This is a genomic window from Buchnera aphidicola (Drepanosiphum platanoidis), assembly GCF_964020165.1.
In the GTDB taxonomy this organism is placed as follows: Bacteria; Pseudomonadota; Gammaproteobacteria; order Enterobacterales; family Enterobacteriaceae; genus Buchnera_J; species Buchnera_J aphidicola_BL.
The window spans coordinates 313,753-333,419 of record NZ_OZ026537.1; the positions used below are offsets into that span (position 1 = coordinate 313,753).

General features: G+C 16.0%; 19 protein-coding genes and 2 tRNA genes. 12 read left to right on the plus strand and 9 right to left on the minus strand.

Annotated features, from left to right (window positions below):
- Positions 1 to 62 precede the first annotated feature (62 nt).
- Both tsaD and AACL42_RS01540 read left to right on the plus strand, forming a co-directional pair.
- Positions 63 to 1,079, plus strand: a complete 1,017-nt coding sequence (gene tsaD, locus AACL42_RS01535) for a tRNA (adenosine(37)-N6)-threonylcarbamoyltransferase complex transferase subunit TsaD (protein ID WP_340147396.1) — start codon at positions 63 to 65, stop codon at positions 1,077 to 1,079.
- A gap of 42 nt (positions 1,080 to 1,121) precedes the next feature.
- A complete protein-coding gene (locus AACL42_RS01540) occupies positions 1,122 to 2,384 on the plus strand; it encodes a hypothetical protein (RefSeq protein WP_340147397.1) in 1,263 nt (420 codons plus the stop codon).
- Between the two features lie 107 nt (positions 2,385 to 2,491).
- Here the strand turns inward: AACL42_RS01540 and AACL42_RS01545 are convergent, their stop codons facing one another.
- The 3 genes from AACL42_RS01545 to AACL42_RS01555 form a co-directional block, all read right to left on the minus strand.
- A complete protein-coding gene (locus AACL42_RS01545) occupies positions 2,492 to 2,983 on the minus strand; it encodes a glucose PTS transporter subunit IIA (RefSeq protein WP_340147398.1) in 492 nt (163 codons plus the stop codon).
- Positions 2,984 to 3,016: 33 nt separating this feature from the next.
- Complete coding sequence (gene ptsI / locus AACL42_RS01550) at positions 3,017 to 4,744, minus strand: phosphoenolpyruvate-protein phosphotransferase PtsI (protein ID WP_340147399.1); 1,728 nt, start codon at positions 4,742 to 4,744, stop codon at positions 3,017 to 3,019.
- Positions 4,745 to 4,910: 166 nt separating this feature from the next.
- Complete coding sequence (locus tag AACL42_RS01555) at positions 4,911 to 5,168, minus strand: HPr family phosphocarrier protein (protein WP_340147400.1); 258 nt, start codon at positions 5,166 to 5,168, stop codon at positions 4,911 to 4,913.
- 220 nt (positions 5,169 to 5,388) lie between these two features.
- On the opposite strand from AACL42_RS01555, the gene ligA reads away from it, so the two are divergent.
- A complete protein-coding gene (ligA, locus tag AACL42_RS01560) occupies positions 5,389 to 7,149 on the plus strand; it encodes an NAD-dependent DNA ligase LigA (RefSeq protein WP_340147401.1) in 1,761 nt (586 codons plus the stop codon).
- Between the two features lie 63 nt (positions 7,150 to 7,212).
- Here the strand turns inward: ligA and AACL42_RS01565 are convergent.
- Both AACL42_RS01565 and AACL42_RS01570 read right to left on the minus strand, forming a co-directional pair.
- A tRNA-Lys gene (locus AACL42_RS01565) sits at positions 7,213 to 7,285 on the minus strand.
- A gap of 23 nt (positions 7,286 to 7,308) precedes the next feature.
- Positions 7,309 to 7,380, minus strand: a tRNA-Val gene (locus tag AACL42_RS01570).
- A gap of 643 nt (positions 7,381 to 8,023) precedes the next feature.
- Between AACL42_RS01570 and gltX the strand changes: the two genes are divergently transcribed.
- The gene (gene gltX / locus AACL42_RS01575) at positions 8,024 to 9,457 is read left to right on the plus strand and encodes a glutamate--tRNA ligase (RefSeq protein ID WP_340147402.1); all 1,434 of its coding nucleotides are present in this window, start codon (positions 8,024 to 8,026) and stop codon (positions 9,455 to 9,457) included.
- A 115-nt stretch (positions 9,458 to 9,572) separates the two neighbouring features.
- Here gltX and AACL42_RS01580 read toward each other — a convergent pair whose 3' ends face one another.
- Positions 9,573 to 9,947 (minus strand): flagellar hook-basal body complex protein FliE, encoded by a 375-nt coding sequence (locus AACL42_RS01580; RefSeq protein WP_340147403.1) that lies wholly within the window; start codon positions 9,945 to 9,947, stop codon positions 9,573 to 9,575.
- A gap of 389 nt (positions 9,948 to 10,336) precedes the next feature.
- Between AACL42_RS01580 and AACL42_RS01585 the strand changes: the two genes are divergently transcribed.
- From AACL42_RS01585 to AACL42_RS01615, 7 genes are all read left to right on the plus strand, one after another.
- Positions 10,337 to 11,935 (plus strand): hypothetical protein, encoded by a 1,599-nt coding sequence (locus AACL42_RS01585; protein ID WP_340147404.1) that lies wholly within the window; start codon positions 10,337 to 10,339, stop codon positions 11,933 to 11,935.
- Complete coding sequence (locus tag AACL42_RS01590; protein ID WP_340147405.1) at positions 11,932 to 12,915, plus strand: FliG C-terminal domain-containing protein; 984 nt, start codon at positions 11,932 to 11,934, stop codon at positions 12,913 to 12,915. The genes AACL42_RS01585 and AACL42_RS01590 overlap by 4 nt, the downstream gene beginning before the upstream one ends.
- A gap of 1,233 nt (positions 12,916 to 14,148) precedes the next feature.
- Positions 14,149 to 14,505: a FliM/FliN family flagellar motor switch protein gene (locus tag AACL42_RS01595; protein ID WP_340147406.1), complete on the plus strand. Its 357-nt coding sequence runs from the start codon at positions 14,149 to 14,151 to the stop codon at positions 14,503 to 14,505.
- 27 nt (positions 14,506 to 14,532) lie between these two features.
- Positions 14,533 to 14,886: a flagellar biosynthetic protein FliO gene (locus AACL42_RS01600; protein ID WP_340147407.1), complete on the plus strand. Its 354-nt coding sequence runs from the start codon at positions 14,533 to 14,535 to the stop codon at positions 14,884 to 14,886.
- Between the two features lie 46 nt (positions 14,887 to 14,932).
- Positions 14,933 to 15,685 (plus strand): flagellar type III secretion system pore protein FliP, encoded by a 753-nt coding sequence (gene fliP, locus AACL42_RS01605; protein ID WP_340147408.1) that lies wholly within the window; start codon positions 14,933 to 14,935, stop codon positions 15,683 to 15,685.
- Between the two features lie 47 nt (positions 15,686 to 15,732).
- Positions 15,733 to 16,005 carry a flagellar biosynthetic protein FliQ gene (locus AACL42_RS01610; RefSeq protein WP_340147409.1) on the plus strand — a complete coding sequence of 91 codons (273 nt, stop codon included), beginning with the start codon at positions 15,733 to 15,735 and terminating at the stop codon, positions 16,003 to 16,005.
- A 17-nt stretch (positions 16,006 to 16,022) separates the two neighbouring features.
- Positions 16,023 to 16,796: a flagellar biosynthetic protein FliR gene (locus AACL42_RS01615; protein ID WP_340147410.1), complete on the plus strand. Its 774-nt coding sequence runs from the start codon at positions 16,023 to 16,025 to the stop codon at positions 16,794 to 16,796.
- A 150-nt stretch (positions 16,797 to 16,946) separates the two neighbouring features.
- Here the strand turns inward: AACL42_RS01615 and rpmG are convergent, their stop codons facing one another.
- From rpmG to ppa, 3 genes are all read right to left on the minus strand, one after another.
- A complete protein-coding gene (rpmG, locus tag AACL42_RS01620; protein ID WP_340147698.1) occupies positions 16,947 to 17,114 on the minus strand; it encodes a 50S ribosomal protein L33 in 168 nt (55 codons plus the stop codon).
- A 40-nt stretch (positions 17,115 to 17,154) separates the two neighbouring features.
- Positions 17,155 to 17,370 (minus strand): 50S ribosomal protein L28, encoded by a 216-nt coding sequence (gene rpmB / locus AACL42_RS01625; RefSeq protein ID WP_340147411.1) that lies wholly within the window; start codon positions 17,368 to 17,370, stop codon positions 17,155 to 17,157.
- A 132-nt stretch (positions 17,371 to 17,502) separates the two neighbouring features.
- A complete protein-coding gene (ppa, locus tag AACL42_RS01630) occupies positions 17,503 to 18,021 on the minus strand; it encodes an inorganic diphosphatase (protein WP_340147412.1) in 519 nt (172 codons plus the stop codon).
- Positions 18,022 to 18,267: 246 nt separating this feature from the next.
- Between ppa and AACL42_RS01635 the strand changes: the two genes are divergently transcribed.
- Positions 18,268 to 19,617, plus strand: a complete 1,350-nt coding sequence (locus AACL42_RS01635) for a metallopeptidase TldD-related protein (RefSeq protein ID WP_340147413.1) — start codon at positions 18,268 to 18,270, stop codon at positions 19,615 to 19,617.
- Positions 19,618 to 19,667 lie beyond the last annotated feature (50 nt).

Genomic DNA, 19,667 nt, shown 5'->3' on the forward strand with positions numbered 1-19,667 from the left:
GATAATAAAATTTGTATGTTATTAATTTTATAATTTATTAAAAAGGTAATATTAAGTATATTATGAGAATATTAGGTATAGAAACTTCATGCGATGATACTGGAGTTGCAATATATGATGAAATTTATGGTTTAGTAAAAAATTTTTTACATAATCAAAAAAAAAATCATAATAAGTATTATGGCATAGTTCCTGAATTAGCTGCAAGATTACATACAAAATATGTTCTAAAATTTTTAAGAAAATGTTTAAATTATTCTGTAAATACTAAAAATAAAATTGATGCTATTGCTTATACTGCAGGCCCAGGTTTGGTTGGTTCTTTATTAGTAGGAGCATCTATTGCTTCTTCTTTTGCATTTTCTTTAAATTTACCAATGATCTTGATTAATCATTTAGAAGGTCATTTATTATCTTCTATGATAGAACATAAAAATTTAAAATTTCCATTTTTAACTCTTTTAATTTCTGGAAAAAATACTCAGTTAATTTATGCAAAAAAACTTGGAGATTATATAATTTTAGGAAAAACTTTAGATAATAGTGTAGGAGAAGTATTTGATAAGGTTGCTCGAGGTTTAAATTTAAATTATCCAGGAGGACCTGAAATTTATAAAATTTCTAAATTTGGAAAAAAAAATAATTATAATTTTCCTAAACCTTTAATTTATAGTAAATGTTTTAATTTTAGTTTTTCTGGATTAAAAACTTCAGTTTTAAAAACTATATATAGCGAATCTAAATCTTTTCAGACGAAAGCAAATATTGCAACAGACTTTCAAAATTCTATAATAGAAATATTAATTAAAAAATGTTTTTCATGTTTATTACAAACTGGTTTAAATCGTTTAGTAATTACTGGTGGAGTAAGTTCAAATTTAAAATTAAGAAAAAAATTTATTTTTTTTTCTAAAAAATTTAAAAAAAAAATTTATTTTTCATCGCAAAAATTTTGCACAGATAATGGAGCAATGATTGCGTATGCTGGTTATTTAAAGTTTATTAATCATTGTTATCATAAAAATTCATATATTTTTGTAAATCCAAAATGGAATATTGAAGATTCATGGGTTTTATAATTTTATATTTTTTAAAATTTACTTTAAGAGCAATTTTAAAATATGAAAGTATATTTAGTTGGAGGGGCAGTTAGAGATTTTTTATTAAAGCTTCCAGTACATGATAAAGATTGGGTAATAGTAGGGGGTAAATCGGAAGAATTATTAAGTAAAAAATATAAACAAGTTGGAAAAGATTTTCCAGTTTTTTTACATCCAAAGACTTTTGAAGAATATGCTTTAGCTAGAACAGAAAAAAAAAATGGAGTAGGTTATACAGGATTTTTAACAAATTATTCAAAAAATATTACTTTAAAGCAAGATTTAAAAAGAAGAGATTTAACAATAAACGCTATAGCTCAAGATAGTAAAGGAAAATATATAGATCCTTTTAATGGAATAAAAGATTTGAAAAATCGTCTTTTAAAACATGTTTCTAATGCTTTTGAAGAAGATCCTTTAAGAGTTCTAAGAGTAGCAAGATTTTCTGCAAAATTATCAAATTTAGGTTTTGTAATTTATAAAAAAACTTTGAAAGTTATGAAACGAATAGTTGATAAAAAAGAAATTTTAAATTTAACGTCTCATAGAATTTGGAATGAGACAAAAAAATCTTTAGATACAAAATTTCCACATGTATATATTTTAGAATTAAATAATTGTTTCGCTTTTTCAACATTATTTCCTGAAATTTATTATTTATATAAATTAAATTTAAAAAATATTTTTTTTAATTTTACTTCTATAAATACTGATTTAATTTTTAGATTAGCCAAATTTTCACAAAAAAATGTTAATTTTGATACTCGTTTTATTTTTTTATGTCAGTTTTTAGTATCGTTTTTAGATTTTAATTTGGATATTAGAAAAAAGTCTTTTAGATTAAATTTTTATTCTTTTCTAATAAATAAAATGTTTATAAGATTAAATATTCCTACTAAAATTAAGAATATTACTATTATGATAATAAAATATTATTATATTTTTCATAATATATTTTTATATTCTTCTGAAAAAATAATTTTTATTTTTAATAAAATAAACATATGGAGAAATCCTAATATATTAAATGAAATTTCTTCTTTAGTTAATTTTTGCCCTTATTATAACAATTTTTGTTTATGTAAGAAAAAAAATTTTAAACCTTCAGAAATTTTGAAGATTTTATTTTTTATCTTACAATCTATATCTGTGAAATTTATTTTAAAAAAAGGATTAAAAGGTGTTTTTATAAAGAAAAAGTTAATAAATTTAAGAATTAAATTATTAGATTTTTATAGATTAAAAACTTTATCGATAGAATATAAAAAAAATAAAAATTTTTAATAATTTTTATTTTAAATTAGATATTATTGTTCAGATTTATGTTTTTTATATTTTTATTTAAACGGCGTGTGTATCGCCGTTTAAATAAAATTTTTTTATTATAAAATTTATTTTGTTAACTTCATAATAGTATTTTTTCCTAAAATTACATTACCTTTTTTTTTTTTAATTTTTTTAAAGTCTTCTGTGTTTGAAATAATTATTGGAGTAATTATAGATTTTGATTCTTTTTTTAATAAATTTAAATCTACAGTTAAAATTAGTTCCCCTGTTTTTAAATTTTGATTTTCTTTAACATGACATTTAAATCCTTTTCCATTCATTTTTATAGTGTCAATTCCGAAATGAACAAACAACTGAACTCCATCTATTTTTGATTCTATAGAAAATGCATGTAAAGTTCTGAATATTTTACTAATTTTTCCATCAAAAGGAGCTACAATTTTATTATCAGAGGGATCTATAGCTATTCCATCTCCAACTATTTTTTTAGAAAAAACAACATCTGGAACTTTTTTTATATTAATTATTTTTCCTGAAAGTGGAGCTTTAATTAAAAAATTTTTTTTTTTTTTAAAAAAATTAGAAATAAAGTTCATTTTTTATTTTTTTTCCGTTTATAAGAAATATTTTTAAAAAATTTTTAGTCGGTCATTAAATTTTTTTATTAATTTTAATATTTTTTTAGATGATGATTCATTGAGAACTTTTTTCGCTAGTTCTTTGGCTTTTTTAAAATTTGATTTTCTAATTATTTGTTTAATATATGGAATAGAAGAGGGGTTCATACTTAATTTATCAATTTTTAATCCTAATAATAATGCTGTTGATTTTTTTTCTCCAGCAAGTTCTCCACAAATACTTGTCCATTTTCCTTCTTTATGAGAGGCGTTAATGACTTTTTTTATTAGTTTTAATACAGCAGGGTGTAGTGGATTATATAAATGAGAAATTAAATCATTTCCTCTATCTACAGCTAAGGTATATTGGGTTAAATCATTTGTTCCAATACTAAAAAAATCTACTTCTTTTGCCAAATTTTTAGCAATAAGAGCAGAGGACGGGGTTTCAATCATTACTCCTATTTCTATTTTTTTATCAAATTTAATATTTTTTGAAGAAAGTTCTTTTTTTAATATTTTTATTTTTTTTTTTAAAAATAATACTTCTTCCAATGAAATTATCATTGGAAATAAAATTTTTACTTTTCCAAAAGCCGATGCTCTTAATATTGCTTTTAATTGATTATTTAATATTTCAATTCGATCAATAGATACTCTTATTGCTCTCCAACCTAAAAAAGGATTTTCTTCTTTAGGAAATTTCATATATGATAAATTTTTATCTCCTCCAATATCCATTGTTCGAATAATTACATATCCATTATTTACTTTTTTAGTTACTAATTTATAAGCTTTATATTGTTCTTCTTCTGAAGGTAAATTATTTCTATCCATAAATAAAAATTCAGTTCTATATAATCCTATACATTCTGCTCCATATTTTTTTGCTCTAGATACATCTTCGCAATTTCCTATATTAGCTCCAATTTCTATTTTTGTACCATCTTTAGTAATAGTTGGTAAATTTTTCAATGACATTAATTTTTTTTTATTTTTTAAATATTTTTTTTGGAGTTTTTTAAATTTTTTTATTTCTTTAATAGAAGGATTAATAATAATATTATTTGTTAGTCCATTTAAAATAATAAAATCTTCATTTTTTACAATTTTTGTAATATTTTTTGTTCCTACAATTGCTGGAATTTCTAAAGATCGAGCCATAATTGAAGTATGTGATGTTTTACTTCCAATTTCTGTAATAAAACCTATAATATTTTTTAAATTTATTTGAGCTGTTTCTGACGGAGTTAAATCTTGAGCAATTAAAATAGATTTTTGAGAAATATTTTTTAGTCTAGAAGTATTGATATTAAGAATATTTTTTAGAAGTCTCTTGCCTATATCTTGAATATCAATTATTCTATTTCTTAGATATTCATCTTTTATTTTTTTTAAAGATTTTATTTGATTGTTAATAATTTTTTTAATTGATAATTCAGCTGAAAAATTTTTTTTTTTTATCAAATATAAAACTTCTTTTTCTAATTCTATGTCTTCTAATAAAAGAATATGACTTTCAAATATTTCTTCTTTTTTTTTTCCTAAATTTTTTTTAGTTTTTATTTGGATTTTTTTTAGTTGTTTTAAAGATTTTTTTCTTGCAATATAAAATCGATTTATTTCATTTTCAATTTCTTTATGAAGAATTTTTTTTTTGTTAACGATAATATTTTCTTCCTCTAATAGTAGAGCTTTACCAAAAGCAACACCGGGGGATGCTATAATTCCTGATATCATAAAATTTACCTTTGAATTTTAAAAAAGTACTTTTTATTATTTTTTTTAATATTTCAATGAAAATTTTTAAGTAAAAATATTTATTAATTTTTATAAAATTTAAAATTTAAAAAATTTTTGAAAAAATTTTTTAATATTTTAAATATTATAAAAATAAAAATTTTTATTAGTTTAAATTAATTAATATTTTTTCTAAGGATGTGCATGCTTTTTTTTCATCTGTTCCATTTATAATTATAGTAATAATACTACCTTTGGATATCCCTAAAGTTTGTAAATTAAATAAACTTTTTCCATTAGCTTCTTTCCCATCAAATTTAATTAATATTTCAGATTTAAATTGTTTTGCTTTTTTTACAAATAATGCAGCTGGTCTAATATGAAAACCATATTTTGCATTAATTTTAATTTTTTTTTTTAGCATTTTTTACCTTTTTTATTAAAAAAATGAAAATTTAGTATTTTGAATAAATTTTTTACATATTATAATTATATTAACATTAATTATTTATCTCTAAATATAAAATTATTAAAAATATAGTTTTTTTGATATAAAATTATATTAATTATTTTGATTAATTTCATATATATTATTATTTTTTGCAATATAATAATTTTTGTTTTTTTATGTAAGGTAATAGTTAATGAAAAATAATATTGAGAGTGTAATTAAAAAAATAAAATTAGAAATAAAAAAACATAATTATTTATATTATGTTTTAAATAAGCCTAAAATTTCAGACTTAAGTTATGATATTTTATTTAAAAAACTTTCTTATTTAAAAAAAAAAAATAAATTTTTTAAAAAAAAAAAAAATATTTTTGGTAATAAAAAAAATTTTAAGTTAACACATCATCATTCTAAAATGTTATCTTTAGAAAATACTTTTAGTATTGAAGGAATGTTTAATTTTTATAAAAAAGTTTTAGCTATTTTAAAAAAAAAAAAAATAAAATTTTGCGGAGAATTAAAATATGATGGAGTAGCTGTAAATTTAATTTATAAAAATCGAACTTTATATTCAGCTGCCATGAGAGGAAATGGTGAAATAGGAGAAAATATTACTAAAAATATTAAATTTTTACCGTCTATTCCTAAATTTTTAAATAATAAAAAATTTCCAAATTTTTTAGAAATTAGGGGAGAGATATATATTTATAAAAAAAAATTTCATAAGTTAAATAAACAGAATGTAAAAAATAAAAAATTAATTTTTTCAACTGCAAGAAATTTAGCTGCTGGTTCATTAAGACAAAAAAATTATAAGATTTCTAAAAATAGAAATTTAATTTTTGTATGTCATGGATTTAATTTTTTTAAAGAATTTAACGATATTAAATATTTTGAAAACAATAGTTTTTATAACATATTAAAAAAAATAAAACATGTTGGTTTCTATATTAGTAAAAAAATACGACTTTTAAATTCTTTTGAAGATATTAAAAAATTTTATAAATATATTAAACGAAAAAGAAAATCGATTCCTTTTGAAATAGATGGTATAGTTATTAAAATAAATTCTTTAAAAAGTCAGAAATTAATTGGATATAATAATAAATTTCCAAAATGGGCATTAGCTTTAAAATTTTTAAATCAAAGTAAAACATCTACATTATTACATGTAAACTTTGAAGTTGGAAGAACCGGAGTAATTACTCCAGTTGCTATTTTTAAACCTATAAAAATTTCAGGAGTACTTATTCAAAAAGCTTCTTTATTTAATTATAATTATATAAAAAATTTAAATTTATATTATAAAGATACAATTATTGTTCAAAGATCAGGGGATGTAATTCCTAAAATTATAGGAGTAATTTTTGATAGAAGAAAAAAAAATTTTAAAAAAGTAAAGTTTTTAAGAAAATGTCCATCGTGTCATACAAATTTAATTTCTGAAAAGAATAAAAATATTTATTATTGTAATAATGGTTTTTTTTGTATTTCTCAAAAAAAAAAAAAAATTTTACATTTTTTTTCTAAAAATGCGATAGAAATTCTTGGATTTAGAAAAAATATTATTTTACAATTGATAAAAAATAAAATTTTAAATAATCCCTCCGATATTTTTAAATTAAAAAAAAAAAATTTTTTAAATGTTAAAAAAGTTAGTGTTAAAACTATAAATTTAATTTTAAATCAAATTAATAATATGAATTCTATCAGTTTAGAAAGATTTATTTTTTCTTTAGGTATATTAGGTGTAGGAAAAGAAGCTTCAAAAAAAATATCAAAACATTGTGTTACTTTTGAAAAATTTTTAAATTTATTTTATAAAAATTATACAAAAAAATTTTTTTTAAAAATACCTGGTATAGGTATAAATATTTGCAAAAATATTTATAATTTTTTATCTAATTCAAAAAATAAAAAAATAATATCTTTATTTAAAAAATTTATATTTTAAATATAATTTTTTTTTAATTATTAAAAAAATATAAATTTTTTTATAATTTAAAAAAAATTTTTTTGGGTCGTGCAGGATTTGAACCTGCGACCAATTGATTAAAAGTCAACTGCTCTACCGACTGAGCTAACGACCCTTTTTTTTTAATAAAAATTTTTTTAGGTGATGACGGACTTGAACCGCCGACATCCTCCGTGTAAGAGAGGAGCTCTACCACTGAGCTAATCACCTATTTTATATTTTAAATATAATAATATTTTTTATTTTTTTATTAATAATATTAATAAATTTTTAAAATAATTTTATTAGATTATTATTATATGATAATAGTTAATATTTTATATTATATTTAATTTATTTTAAAATATAAAAAAACTTTTTATTTTTTTAAAATTTATAAAAAAAAATTTTTTTATTTTTTTAGAAAATAATAAATTTTAATTTAATAGAATATCATTAAAAAAAAAAAATGTATATAAAAAAATTAAAAATTTTTTTTATTTTTTGGAATTTTTACAAATTAAAAAAATTAAAAAAAAATTTTAAAAAATATTGTTAAGTTTATTATAAAAATGTTTTAAATTTTTTATATATTTTTAAAATTTAATATTTATTATTTTTTTTAAAAGTGTTTTTACTAAAATTAAAAAAAGTAATTAATAATATTTTTATATATTTTTTCATTATATTTGTAAAATTTAAATATAAAAATTTAATAAAATTTTTATAATAATCTAAAGTATTTAATTTTTATATTTTTTTTGATAATATTAATTATTATTTTAATTTTATTATTTATAAAATTATAAATTTTAAAATTTTATATTATTTTAATTTTTTTTTAGTTAAAAAAATAATTAAGGAACTTTTTATTATGTTTGTAATTACAAGATTTGCTCCTAGCCCTACTGGAAATTTGCATCTTGGAAGTTTACGTACAGCATTATATTCATGGTTGTATTCTATAAAAAAGAATGGAAATTTTATATTAAGAATAGAAGATTCTGATTTTAAAAGATCAAGTTTTAAATTTGTAAAAAATATTTTATATGATTTAAAATGGTTGGGAATTAATTGGCATCAAGATCCAATATTTCAAAGTGATAGATTGATACGTTATAAAAAAATTGTTAAAAAAATGATTAAATTAAATTTAGCTTATAAATGTTATTGTTCTCCTGAAAGATTAAAAAAGCTTAAAAAACATCAAATATTATTAAAAGAAAAGCCTAAATATGATAGAAAATGTAGGGATTTAAAACAAAATATTTCTAATAATAATATAAAAAAAAAATATGTAGTTAGATTTAAAAATCCAAATTATGGAAATATATCATTTTATGATGAAGTTAGAGGAAAAATTATTTTTAAAAATTCAGAATTAGATGATTTAATTTTACAAAGATCAAATGGTTTTCCAACATATAATTTATGTGTTGTAGTAGATGATATGGATTCTAAAATAACACATGTTATTAGAGGTGAAGATCATATTAATAATACACCAAGACAAATTAATATTTTAAAATCTTTAGGAGCTAAAATACCAAAATATGTTCATTTATCTATGATTTTAAATAAAGAAAAAAAAAAACTTTCTAAACGAAATAATTTAAATGATATTTCATATTATAGAAAACAAGGCTATTTTCCTGAGGCTATTTTAAATTATGTAGTCAGATTAGGTTGGTCGTATAAAAATCAAGAAATTTTTACTATTAATGAAGTTAAAAAATTATTTAAATTAAGTGATATTAATATTTCTCCTAGTATTTTTGATCAAAAAAAAATTTTATGGTTTAATAAATATTATATGAATTTATTATCTACAAAAAAAATTAAAAAATATTTAAAAATTTTTTTATTAAAAAAAAATATTAAAATTATTAAAAAACCTAATTTAAAAAAATTTATAAAATTTTTTTCTATGCATTGCAATACTTTAAAAGATTTATACAAATATTATTTATATTTTTTAAATAGTAAAATAAATTTAAAAAAATTTAATTTTGTTTTTACTATTCGTTCATTTAACATATTAAAAATTTTATATCAAAAATTAAAGTTTTTAAAGATTTGGAAAATTCAAAAAATTTCTAAAATTTTAAAAAATTTAGTTATTCATTTAAAAATAAATTTTTCAGATATTGGAATTCTTTTAAGAATTTCTTTATTTGGCAAAATTTCTTCCCCTGATATTAACAAAATTTTATATCTTTATGGGAAGAAACAAACTTTATTAAAAATAAAAAATACATTAAAAAATATTTTAAAAAATTTTAAAAAATTATCTAAAAAAATAGTTTAAATATTGAATATTTGAAAGTATTAAATATAAATAATTTTTAAATAAATTAAATAGTATTAATATATAATATGTAAAATTTTAATAAAAATTTTTATATTTTTTTAAAATTATATTTTTAAATTTGTATATTCATAATTTGTTGATAACTAGAAATAATTTTTTCTCCAATATTTTTGTACATTTGTATTTTTAAATTAAATTTTTGTATATTTTTAAGATTTTTATATTTTAATGAATAAATTTTATTTTTTTCATTAAAAATTTTTTTCTCTTGGTTTTTTGCGATTTTTTGAAGATTTATGATTTTTTTTAATTCAGAAGATATATAATAATAAAAATCATTTTTATTTGTTAAAATGTTTAATTTGAGACAATTAAAAAATTTTTTTTTTAAAAAATTTTTTGTATTTATAGTTATATTATTATTTTTTATAAGAAAATTGTTATTTATATTTAAATTTTTTAAAAATTTTATATACTTAATTTGCATAATTTTATTTTACCTTTCAATAGCATTATAATTCATTATAATGTTTGACAATAATTAATTAAAAAATGTTTAATTATTTAAAAATTTCGTATAATTTTTTATATTAATATAATAATATATATATTAAAATTAATTAAAAAGAGCATATAAACAATTAAGCTTAAAAAGTTTTATTTTAAAATCTTTTTAATTTTTTATTATAACTTTTTTTATAAAAAATTTTTTTATTTTTTTAATAATGTATTTTATTTATTTTATATTATTTTTTTTAATTTATAATTTAATTTTTAATTTTTTATATTAATTTTTATTTTTTATTATAAAAAATTTTTTATATAATTATATTTTTACTACATAATTTTAAGAGTTTAATTTTAGGATTTTTATTTATGAAAATAAATACTTCAAAAGATTTTTTTTTAAAAAATTATAAATATTACATAACAAATTTTTTTTCTTATTTAACTAAAAACCTTTTTTATTTAGTTATATTTTCTTTATTTATTTCATTAACAATTTTTTATCATATAGAAAATTTTAACTATAAAAAGCCAGAATATAAAATATTGTATAATAATTTACCATATAAAGATTTTGAAAATATTAAAAATAAATTAACAAATTTAAATATTTCTTATAAATCTGATAACTTTTTTAATACTATTTTAGTAAAAAAAAATGAATTTGAAACTTTAAGTCAAGAATTTTCTCAAAAAAATATTTTTTCAAATGAAGAGTTACCTGGATTTAAACTTTTAGATGAAGAAAAATTTGGAGTGAGTTCATTTGTTGAAAAAATAAATTTTCAAAGATCTTTAGAAGGAGAGCTTTCAAATACCATAAAAAAATTATATTCTATTAATCAAGCAAGAATACATATTGCTTTTCCTAAAAATTATATTTTAGAAAATACTGGAATAGATAATAATAATGTTGTTTCTGCTGCTATATTTTTAGATGTTAATTATACAAGATTTTTTAATAAAGACAATTTAATAAATTCAATTTTGTATTTTGTCTCTAATAGTGTATCTGGTTTGTCTTTAAATAAAATATCCATAATAGATCAATTCGGAAATTTATTAAATAAAAATTTTTTAATGCATAAAAAAAGCAAAAAAGCTTTACATAGTTATTTTTCTTTAAAAAATAATAACATGATTAATTATTGTGTATTTCACGCGTTTCAATATAAAAATATTAAAAGTTTTTGTGCTTTAAATTTTGATCAATATAATTCTAATAAATTTCCAGCATATAAACGTGATTTAAAAGTATACAATTATTGGGATCTAAAAAAAATTATTTTATCACATAAGAATTTTTTTTCTTATTTAGAAAATAATACTGAACGTCTTAAAATTTTTAATATTTTTTTAAATTCTAAAGTTTATTATTGCAATGTTAAAGTTTTAAAAAATAAACATTCTATATCTTTTATTACATTCTTAAATTTTTTTAAAAATATTAATGATTATAAAAAATATTATCCTTTTTTTTTCAATGATTTAAAAAAAACAGAAATAATTAAAAAAAATATTTTAAAATATAATAATTCATTTAAAAAATTTAATTATAACTGTGTAAATTTAGATACATCTAAAAAATTACAATTTTTTTCATATGATAATTTTTTAAATACACAACTAAAAATTCTTAAAAAAAATTATTTTTATAAGTTTTTAACTTCATTTTTTGCGGAAATATTTTTTTTAATTATTTTCTTTTTATTATTTAAAAAGAAATTTCCAAGTTTTAATTTGCAATTAGAGCAAAATAAACAATTGGATTATCTAAATTCTTTAAGATTATATGATGAAGCTCAAAAAAAATATTCTGAGAAATTAAAAATAAAAAAAAAATATTCTAAAAAATTATCTAAATTATTAAAAAACAAAAAAAAATTTACAAAATATATTTTAAACATTTCAAATAATGAACCTAAAGTAATATCTAGAATTATTAAACATTGGATAAATAAATCATGATATCTAAATATGGAGTAAAAAAAAGTGCTATTTTATTAATTTCATTAAAATCTAAATGTTTTGTTAAGGTATTAAAAAATTTTTCTTCTAAAGAAAAGTTTGTTTTATTTAAAGAAATTTTAAAAATTAATAAAGTTTCTTTTAAGGAAATATTAAAAGTATTTTTAAATTATAAAAAAGATCTTAAAAAAGTTAATAAGATAGTAAATTTTAATCGAGAAAGTTTAAAAATTATTTGTGACAAGTCTAATATTAAAAAAAATGTAAAAAAAGATTTAAAAAATGTTTTATTGCAAATTAAAATTAAAAAAAGTATTTGTAAATTAAACAGGATGAAATATAAAAAAGTTTATAAATTATTAAAACATGAAGATGCTAAAATTGTATCTATGATTTTATATTTTTTAAAACGAGAAATTTCATATCAAGTTTTATTAATGATGAAAAAAAGTTTTATGGATGAAGTTTTACTTAGAATTTCTAATTTTTCTGTATTAAAAAAAAAAAATTTTTTAAAATTTGGTAAAATTTTAATTGAATTATTAAAAAATTTAGAAAAAAGAAAAAATTTCTTTAAATCTCCTGGTCATAAAGCAGTATCAGAAATTTTATATCTTTTTAATAATGATTTAAAAAAAAAATCTTTATCTAAAATCAGTAAAAAAGATCATACAATTTTTTATAAAATTCAAAAAAATATATTAAATTTTTATAATATTTTTGCTTTTAAAAAAAAAGATATAAAATTATTAATACGTTCAAATACTATTTTAGATATTTATGTTGCTTTATCAAATATTAATAAAAATTTACAAAATAAAATTTTGATTCATATGAATCCTTTAGAATTAATAAAATATAATAGCATGTCTTATAAAAATATTCGTTTTTATGAAGAGGATATTCAACGAGCTAGATTAAAAGTTGTAGATAGTATTAAATATATTTTAATAAATAAAAATTTTAATAGTAAAAAATAATTTTAATATTAAATAATTAATTTAAGTTTTATAAAATTTAAAAATTTTATAATTTTAATATATTAAATATCTTTTTTTATATATTTTAATTTAAATGATAAAAAATATTTTTATAGTTTAAAATTTATAAATGATATTATTTTATTTAGAATGTTTTTAAAATAGTTTACAAATATTTTTTTATTTAAATAAGTTTATATATAAATTATATATTAAAATTTAACACAAAAAATATAAAAATTTTTTTTTGATATAAATAGTAATTTTATTAAATATTGTTATTTATTTATTAACTGATATTAAATAATTTTTTATTATTTTTTTTATTAACAAAAGTATAAAATTATTTTTAAAAAATTAAATTATTTTTTATTTTTTTTATAAAAAAATATAAATAATTTTATTAAATATTTTTTATTAATTAATTAATTACTAATTAATTAATTAGTAATTAATTAATTAGTAATTTAGTAATTAATAAAAATATTAATAAAAAATAATTTTTTTATAAAAACTTAAAAAATATTAAATAAATATTTTTTAAAAAATCAACTAAAATTAATATGTTTATTATAAATTTTTATAAAAAATTGATGTATATTTATAATAATTTATAAAATTATATTTTTTAATAATAAAATTCATATGAATTATAATTATATTTTAAAAAAATTTATAAAAATAGAAATATAAAATTTATAAAATTTTAAAAATTTTTTTTAACAATAAATACTAATTTGTACAAATATTGTTTAAAATTTAAAATTATATAAAATATTTTAAAAATAAATTTTTTAATAATTTTTTATTAAATTTTTTTATTTTTTAATATATTATTAATTAATAATTAGCAGAATATATTGTTATAATTGTATTATGTATTTATTTTAAAACTATTTTTTATAAATAATTTTTAAAAAGTTTTTATTGATTAAAATATTAGTTATACAATTTATTAAAAAAATTAAATTAGTTAAAATTTAATAAACTAATTGCATTATTTTTATTAAAAAAAATAAATAAAATATGTCATATTTCTTTATTTATATTTTAGAAATTAAAAAAAATATAAGATTTAAAAATAAAATTAATAATATTAAGAATGTTCAATGTTTAAAAAATAATACATTTTATTTTTATTATTTTAATAAAATATTATTAAAATAAAAATTTTTAATTTTTAAAAATTAAATAAATTTTTTATAAATTAAAAATTGAATATAGAGTATAATAATGAAAAAAATAAGTATTTATAATAAAAATAAAAAAGATGTTTATAAAGATAATATAAAATTAGAAAAAAAGTATAAAAATTTTAAAAAGAATAAAAATTTTAAATTTAAAGATTTAAAGTTTATTTCTAATTTATCTATGAACATAATAATAAAATTAGGTTATGCAAATATTACTATTAAAGAGCTTTTAAAATTATCAAAAGGATCTATAATTTTTTTTAGTAAAAAATCAAAAGATTTATTAAGTATTTTTGTTAATAATTGTTTAGTAGCAAAAGGAAAGATAATATTTAAAAAAAATAGATATGGAGTAAAGATATTAAATTTAATAAAAAATTCTTTTAAAAAAAAATAAATTTTATAATATTTTTAGGAAAAATAAATGAGTATTTTTTCAAAAAAATTTGATTTTTTAAATACAAATAATTTAAATATGAAATTTTTTAACATGGAAAATATGCATCATTATTTTAAGATAATAATAAATTATATAAATTTAAATTATTTTAAATTAATTATCATTTTTTTTATGGTAGTATTAGCATTTATACAAATTAAATTTTTTATTTTTATGAAAAGAAATACAATGATTAAAATGAAATCTCAAATATGTCTTGATAAAAAAAATAATATTTTTGTTATAGATATTAAAAATGTCACATTAGTTCTTGGTGTTTCTTCCAAAAATATTGTATGCTTGCATAAGTTTTCAAAGAAACAAAAAAATTTAGAATAATTATTATATAAAATTAATAAAAATATTTTACAGTGGAATAATAGACATGAATCGTCTTTTAATAATTTTTTTTTTTTTTTTTAGTCATTTTTCTTATTCTCAAGAATTATTACCATCAAAAAATAATGAAATATTTTCATCTATAAGCAATTTTTTATCGAATAATAACAATTTATCTATTTCTATTCCAACCTTAATATTCACATTATTATTAACTTTTATTCCTATCATTATTTTAATGACAACAGCTTTTACAAGAATAATAATTGTTTTTAGTCTATTAAGAAATGCATTAGGTACTCCTTACTCTCCTCCTAATCAGGTATTAATAGGATTATCTTTATTTTTAACATTTTTTGTAATGAATCCTACTTTAAATACGATATATAAAAATTCATATGTTCCATATATAAAAAAAGAAATTGTTTTTAGTGATGCTTTGCAGGAAGGAATTATTCCATTAAAAAAATTTATGTTTTCACAAACTAGAAAATCAGATTTAATGTTATTTTCTAAATTTGCTCATGTAAATAATAGTAAAAATTTTAATGATGTTCCTTTAATGGTATTAATTCCTTCATTTATAACAAGTGAATTAACTACTGCATTTAAAATAGGTTTTACTATATTTGTTCCTTTTTTAATTATAGATTTAATTGTAGCAAGTATTTTAATGTCTTTAGGAATGATGATGATTCCTCCATCTACAATTTCTTTACCATTTAAAATTATGATTTTTGTTTTATCAGATGGTTGGAAATTATTAATAAATTCTTTAATAAAAAGTTTTTATTATTGATAAAAAAATACAAAAAATTTAAATAATTAATTTTTAGACAGGATAAAATGGACATTGAGCCAGTATCAATTTTATTTTTTAATTCTAGTAAAATTTTTTTAATTTTATCTTCTCCTTTATTATTATCAATTTTGTTTATTGGTTTAATAATTAGTATTTTTCAGACTGTTACTCAAATTAATGAGCAAAATTTATCATTTTTTCCTAAAATTATTTCATTAATTTTTATTTTATTTTTTTTAGGTTCTTGGATGATACAAATTTTAGTAAATTATATGCAAGATATTCTTACTAACATTATTATTTTAGGTCTTAATTAATTTTTTATTTATAAATTATGATGGAAATTTTTAACAATTTAAATTTTTTATCTCAAATATCTTGTTTTATATTAGTTTTTTTACGAATATTTACTTCAATGTTTTTTATACCAATTTTTAATGATAAATTATTTAGTTTAACTAGTAAAATAATTTATGCATTAATATTGAGTGGTTTAATAGTGCCTTTTACATATAATCCATATATTTCATTGTTAGATGAAAAATTTATTTTAATATTATTTAATCAAATATTAATTGGATCTATTATTGGATTTCATTTTTTTTGTATTTTATCAATTTCTAGTTTTATGGGAGAAGTTTTAAGTTCACAAATAGGTTTATCATTTGCAAATTCTATTAATTTAAACAATCATTTGTTTCAACCAATTTTGTCTAAATTTTTTAACTTATTATTATTGTTAGTTTTTTTATTTATGAATGGTCATATAATAGGTTTATTTATTTTAATGAATAGTTTTTTTTATTTTCCATTATTAAATAAAATTATTTTAAAAAATTTTATTTTTATATTTTTGAAATTTTTTAAAATTAATTTTTTTTATAGCATTAATTTAATTTTACCTTTTGTAATTATTTTTATTTTATTAAATTTATTGTTAGGTTTTTTAAATAAGTTTATTCCTCAAATTTCTTTTATAACAATTGGTTTTTCACTTAATATTATTATAATGTTATATATTTTAAATCATTCAATTTTTTTTATTATTAATTTTATAAAAATTTTTTTAAATAAATATTATTATTTAATTTTTGATATTTTAAAATAAAAATTTTTAAAAATTTTTTTATATTTAAATTTTTTTTGATATAAGAAAATGATATAAATTTTTAATTTTTAAAGTTTTAGAGTTTTTAAATATAGTATAAAAAATTTTTATACTATATTTATAAAGTTTTTTTATTTTATAAAAATTTTTTTATTTTATTTTATATTCTTTATATAATACTCTTTTTCTAATTATTGGATCATATTTTTTTAAAATTAATTTTTTAGAATTATTTCTTTTATTTTTAGTCGTAGTATAATAATGACCTGTTTTTGCACTAGAAATAAGTTTAATGGTTAATCTAGAACTTTTTGCCATATTTATTATCATCCAAAATTAAGTTTTTTTATTAAAATTATTATATATTTTTTAATATTGTATCTATACCTTTTTTATTAATAATTCGGGTTCCTTTGTTTGAAATTTTTAATTTTACAAATCTTTTTTTATCAAATGACCAAAATTTTTTTTTTTTTATATTAGGGTAAAAACGTCTTTTAGAAGAATTTAAAGCATGAGATCTTTTGTTTCCAAACATTGATTTTTTTTTTGTAAGTTGACAAATTTTAGACATAAAATTTAATTATCCAGTGTTAATAATTATTGGTAAAAGTTAATTTTTTTAATAAATTAATTTTTAAAATTTCTTAATATATTTTTATATGTAAATATAACAAGTACAATTTATATTATAATAATTTTATATTTAATTTTTTTTTTTTTTTAAATATTTTTTATAAGAATTTTCTATTATTTTTTGTGATTTTTTTTTATTTCCCCAATTTTTTACTTTAGACCATTTATTATTTTCTAAATTTTTATAATATTTGAAAAAATGAGTAATTTTTTTTAATACAATTTCTGATATATCTGAAATGTTTTTTATAAAGTTATATTCTTCTGAAATACTTTTGTGAGGAACACATAAAATTTTAAAATCTATCCCAGATTCATCTTCCATATTCAAAATCCCAATTGTTCTACATTTTATAATAGATAATGGAGCTAAAGGATAAGGAGTAATAACCAGAGCATCCAAAGGATCTTTATCTAAAGAAAGAGTTTTTTTAATATAACCATAATTACATGGATAATGCATAGATGTAGGAATAAATCTATCTACAATTAAATTATTTTTGTGTATTTCGTATTTTATAGGATCTGAATTAGCTGATATTTCAATTTTTACATAAAAATTTTTGTAAAATTTATTTTTAAGATTCATTTTTGATTTCTCTAAATTTTGAATTTAAAAAATTATTTTTATTTTTTATTATTATAATATAGTATTTATTTTAATAGATGTTTTTTTGATTAAATTTTAATTTTTTGTAAGAACTAAAATTGATGATGATATAATAAAATATAATTTTATTATATAATATGTAAAATAAATTTGTTTATTATTAAAAAATTTTTTAGTATTTTTAATAGTAATTTTTATTATAAACTTTTGTTGAGACAATATTTTATGTTAAATATAAAAAAGTTTTTAAAATATGAAGATTTATTAAAAACAATTGTAGTAAAATCTTTAAAATTTTTAAAAAATAAAGTTGATTATGCAGAAGTTTCAATTAAAAAGAGTATTGGTCATAACTTTTTAATAAGAACTGGGAAGTTAGAAACATTAGAATTAAATGATGATATATATATATCTATAATAGTGTATAAAAATAATAGAAAAGGTTCTGCTTCTTCTAATAATTTAAAATGGAGTTCTATAAAAAAAACAATTTTTACTGCTATTGAAATTTCTGAACAAACATATTTAGATAAATATTTAATAGTTCCTAAAAAAAAATATTTTTTTTCAGATTATGTAGATTTAAAAACATTTTATCCCATAATGTATACTTTAAAAGAAATTTTAAAATTAACTATTTTAACTGAAAATTATTCAATAAATTTTGATCATAAAATTTTTAATAGTGAAGGTAGTAATTTTTATAGTAGTAATAGTATTTTTGTTTTTGGAAATACTTATAATATAATAAAATCTTATAAAACTAGTATATATTTTTTGTCAATTTCTGTGTTAGCAAAAAATAAAAGTTCTGTTAAAAGTAATTTTAATTATACATTATCTAGAAATTTTAATACTTTAGATAAACCTAAAAAAATTGGAGAAAAATGCTCTAAAATGGTTTTAAAAAAATTAAATTCTAAAAAAATTATTAGTCAAAAAATACCAGTAATTTTTTCTAAAGAAATTTCAAACAGTTTGTTTAAACATTTATTTTATGCTATTCAAGGAGTGAATGTTTATAAAAAATCTACTTTTTTATTAAATTTTTTGAATAAAAAGATATTTCCTAGTTGGTTAAACATTTTTGAAAATTCTCAACTTTTAGGAGGGTTAGGATCTCGTTTATTTGATAATGAAGGTATTTTTTCTAAACCTAAATATATTATTAAAAATGGTATTTTAAAAACTTGGTTATTAGATAATTATTCTTCAAACAGATTAAATTTAAAAAATACAGGAAATTCTGGTGAAATTTATAATTGGATTTTTTCTAATACTTTAAATCAAAAATTTTTTTTTAAAGATTTATTAAAAAAAATGAAAACTGGAGTAATTATTAATGAATTAATGGGTCAGGGTGTAGATATTAATACTGGAAACTATTCTAGAGGAGCTTCAGGGTTTTGGGTTGAAAATTCTAAAATTAAATATCCTATTAGTGAAATAACTGTTTCTGGAAATTTAAAAAAAATTTATAAAAACATAATATGTATGAGTAATGATACAAATTTTAAAAATGAAATTTTATCTGGTTCTATTTTGGTTAAATCTGCAAATATTTCGGGTCTTTAATTTAAATTTAATATTTATAAATAAAATTTTTTTTAATAAAAAATTATTAT

Coding starts and splice junctions, on each gene's coding strand:
- rpmG (WP_340147698.1), bottom strand. CDS start 17,114: ATGGCAAAAAGTTCTAGATTAACCATTAAACTTATTTCTAGTGCAAAA.
- AACL42_RS01610 (WP_340147409.1), top strand. CDS start 15,733: ATGGACATTGAGCCAGTATCAATTTTATTTTTTAATTCTAGTAAAATT.
- AACL42_RS01590 (WP_340147405.1), top strand. CDS start 11,932: ATGATATCTAAATATGGAGTAAAAAAAAGTGCTATTTTATTAATTTCA.
- ligA (WP_340147401.1), top strand. CDS start 5,389: ATGAAAAATAATATTGAGAGTGTAATTAAAAAAATAAAATTAGAAATA.
- ppa (WP_340147412.1), bottom strand. CDS start 18,021: ATGAATCTTAAAAATAAATTTTACAAAAATTTTTATGTAAAAATTGAA.
- AACL42_RS01585 (WP_340147404.1), top strand. CDS start 10,337: ATGAAAATAAATACTTCAAAAGATTTTTTTTTAAAAAATTATAAATAT.
- AACL42_RS01580 (WP_340147403.1), bottom strand. CDS start 9,947: ATGCAAATTAAGTATATAAAATTTTTAAAAAATTTAAATATAAATAAC.
- AACL42_RS01615 (WP_340147410.1), top strand. CDS start 16,023: ATGATGGAAATTTTTAACAATTTAAATTTTTTATCTCAAATATCTTGT.
- AACL42_RS01595 (WP_340147406.1), top strand. CDS start 14,149: ATGAAAAAAATAAGTATTTATAATAAAAATAAAAAAGATGTTTATAAA.
- AACL42_RS01540 (WP_340147397.1), top strand. CDS start 1,122: ATGAAAGTATATTTAGTTGGAGGGGCAGTTAGAGATTTTTTATTAAAG.
- rpmB (WP_340147411.1), bottom strand. CDS start 17,370: ATGTCTAAAATTTGTCAACTTACAAAAAAAAAATCAATGTTTGGAAAC.
- gltX (WP_340147402.1), top strand. CDS start 8,024: ATGTTTGTAATTACAAGATTTGCTCCTAGCCCTACTGGAAATTTGCAT.
- AACL42_RS01635 (WP_340147413.1), top strand. CDS start 18,268: ATGTTAAATATAAAAAAGTTTTTAAAATATGAAGATTTATTAAAAACA.
- fliP (WP_340147408.1), top strand. CDS start 14,933: ATGAATCGTCTTTTAATAATTTTTTTTTTTTTTTTTAGTCATTTTTCT.
- AACL42_RS01555 (WP_340147400.1), bottom strand. CDS start 5,168: ATGCTAAAAAAAAAAATTAAAATTAATGCAAAATATGGTTTTCATATT.
- AACL42_RS01545 (WP_340147398.1), bottom strand. CDS start 2,983: ATGAACTTTATTTCTAATTTTTTTAAAAAAAAAAAAAATTTTTTAATT.
- tsaD (WP_340147396.1), top strand. CDS start 63: ATGAGAATATTAGGTATAGAAACTTCATGCGATGATACTGGAGTTGCA.
- AACL42_RS01600 (WP_340147407.1), top strand. CDS start 14,533: ATGAGTATTTTTTCAAAAAAATTTGATTTTTTAAATACAAATAATTTA.
- ptsI (WP_340147399.1), bottom strand. CDS start 4,744: ATGATATCAGGAATTATAGCATCCCCCGGTGTTGCTTTTGGTAAAGCT.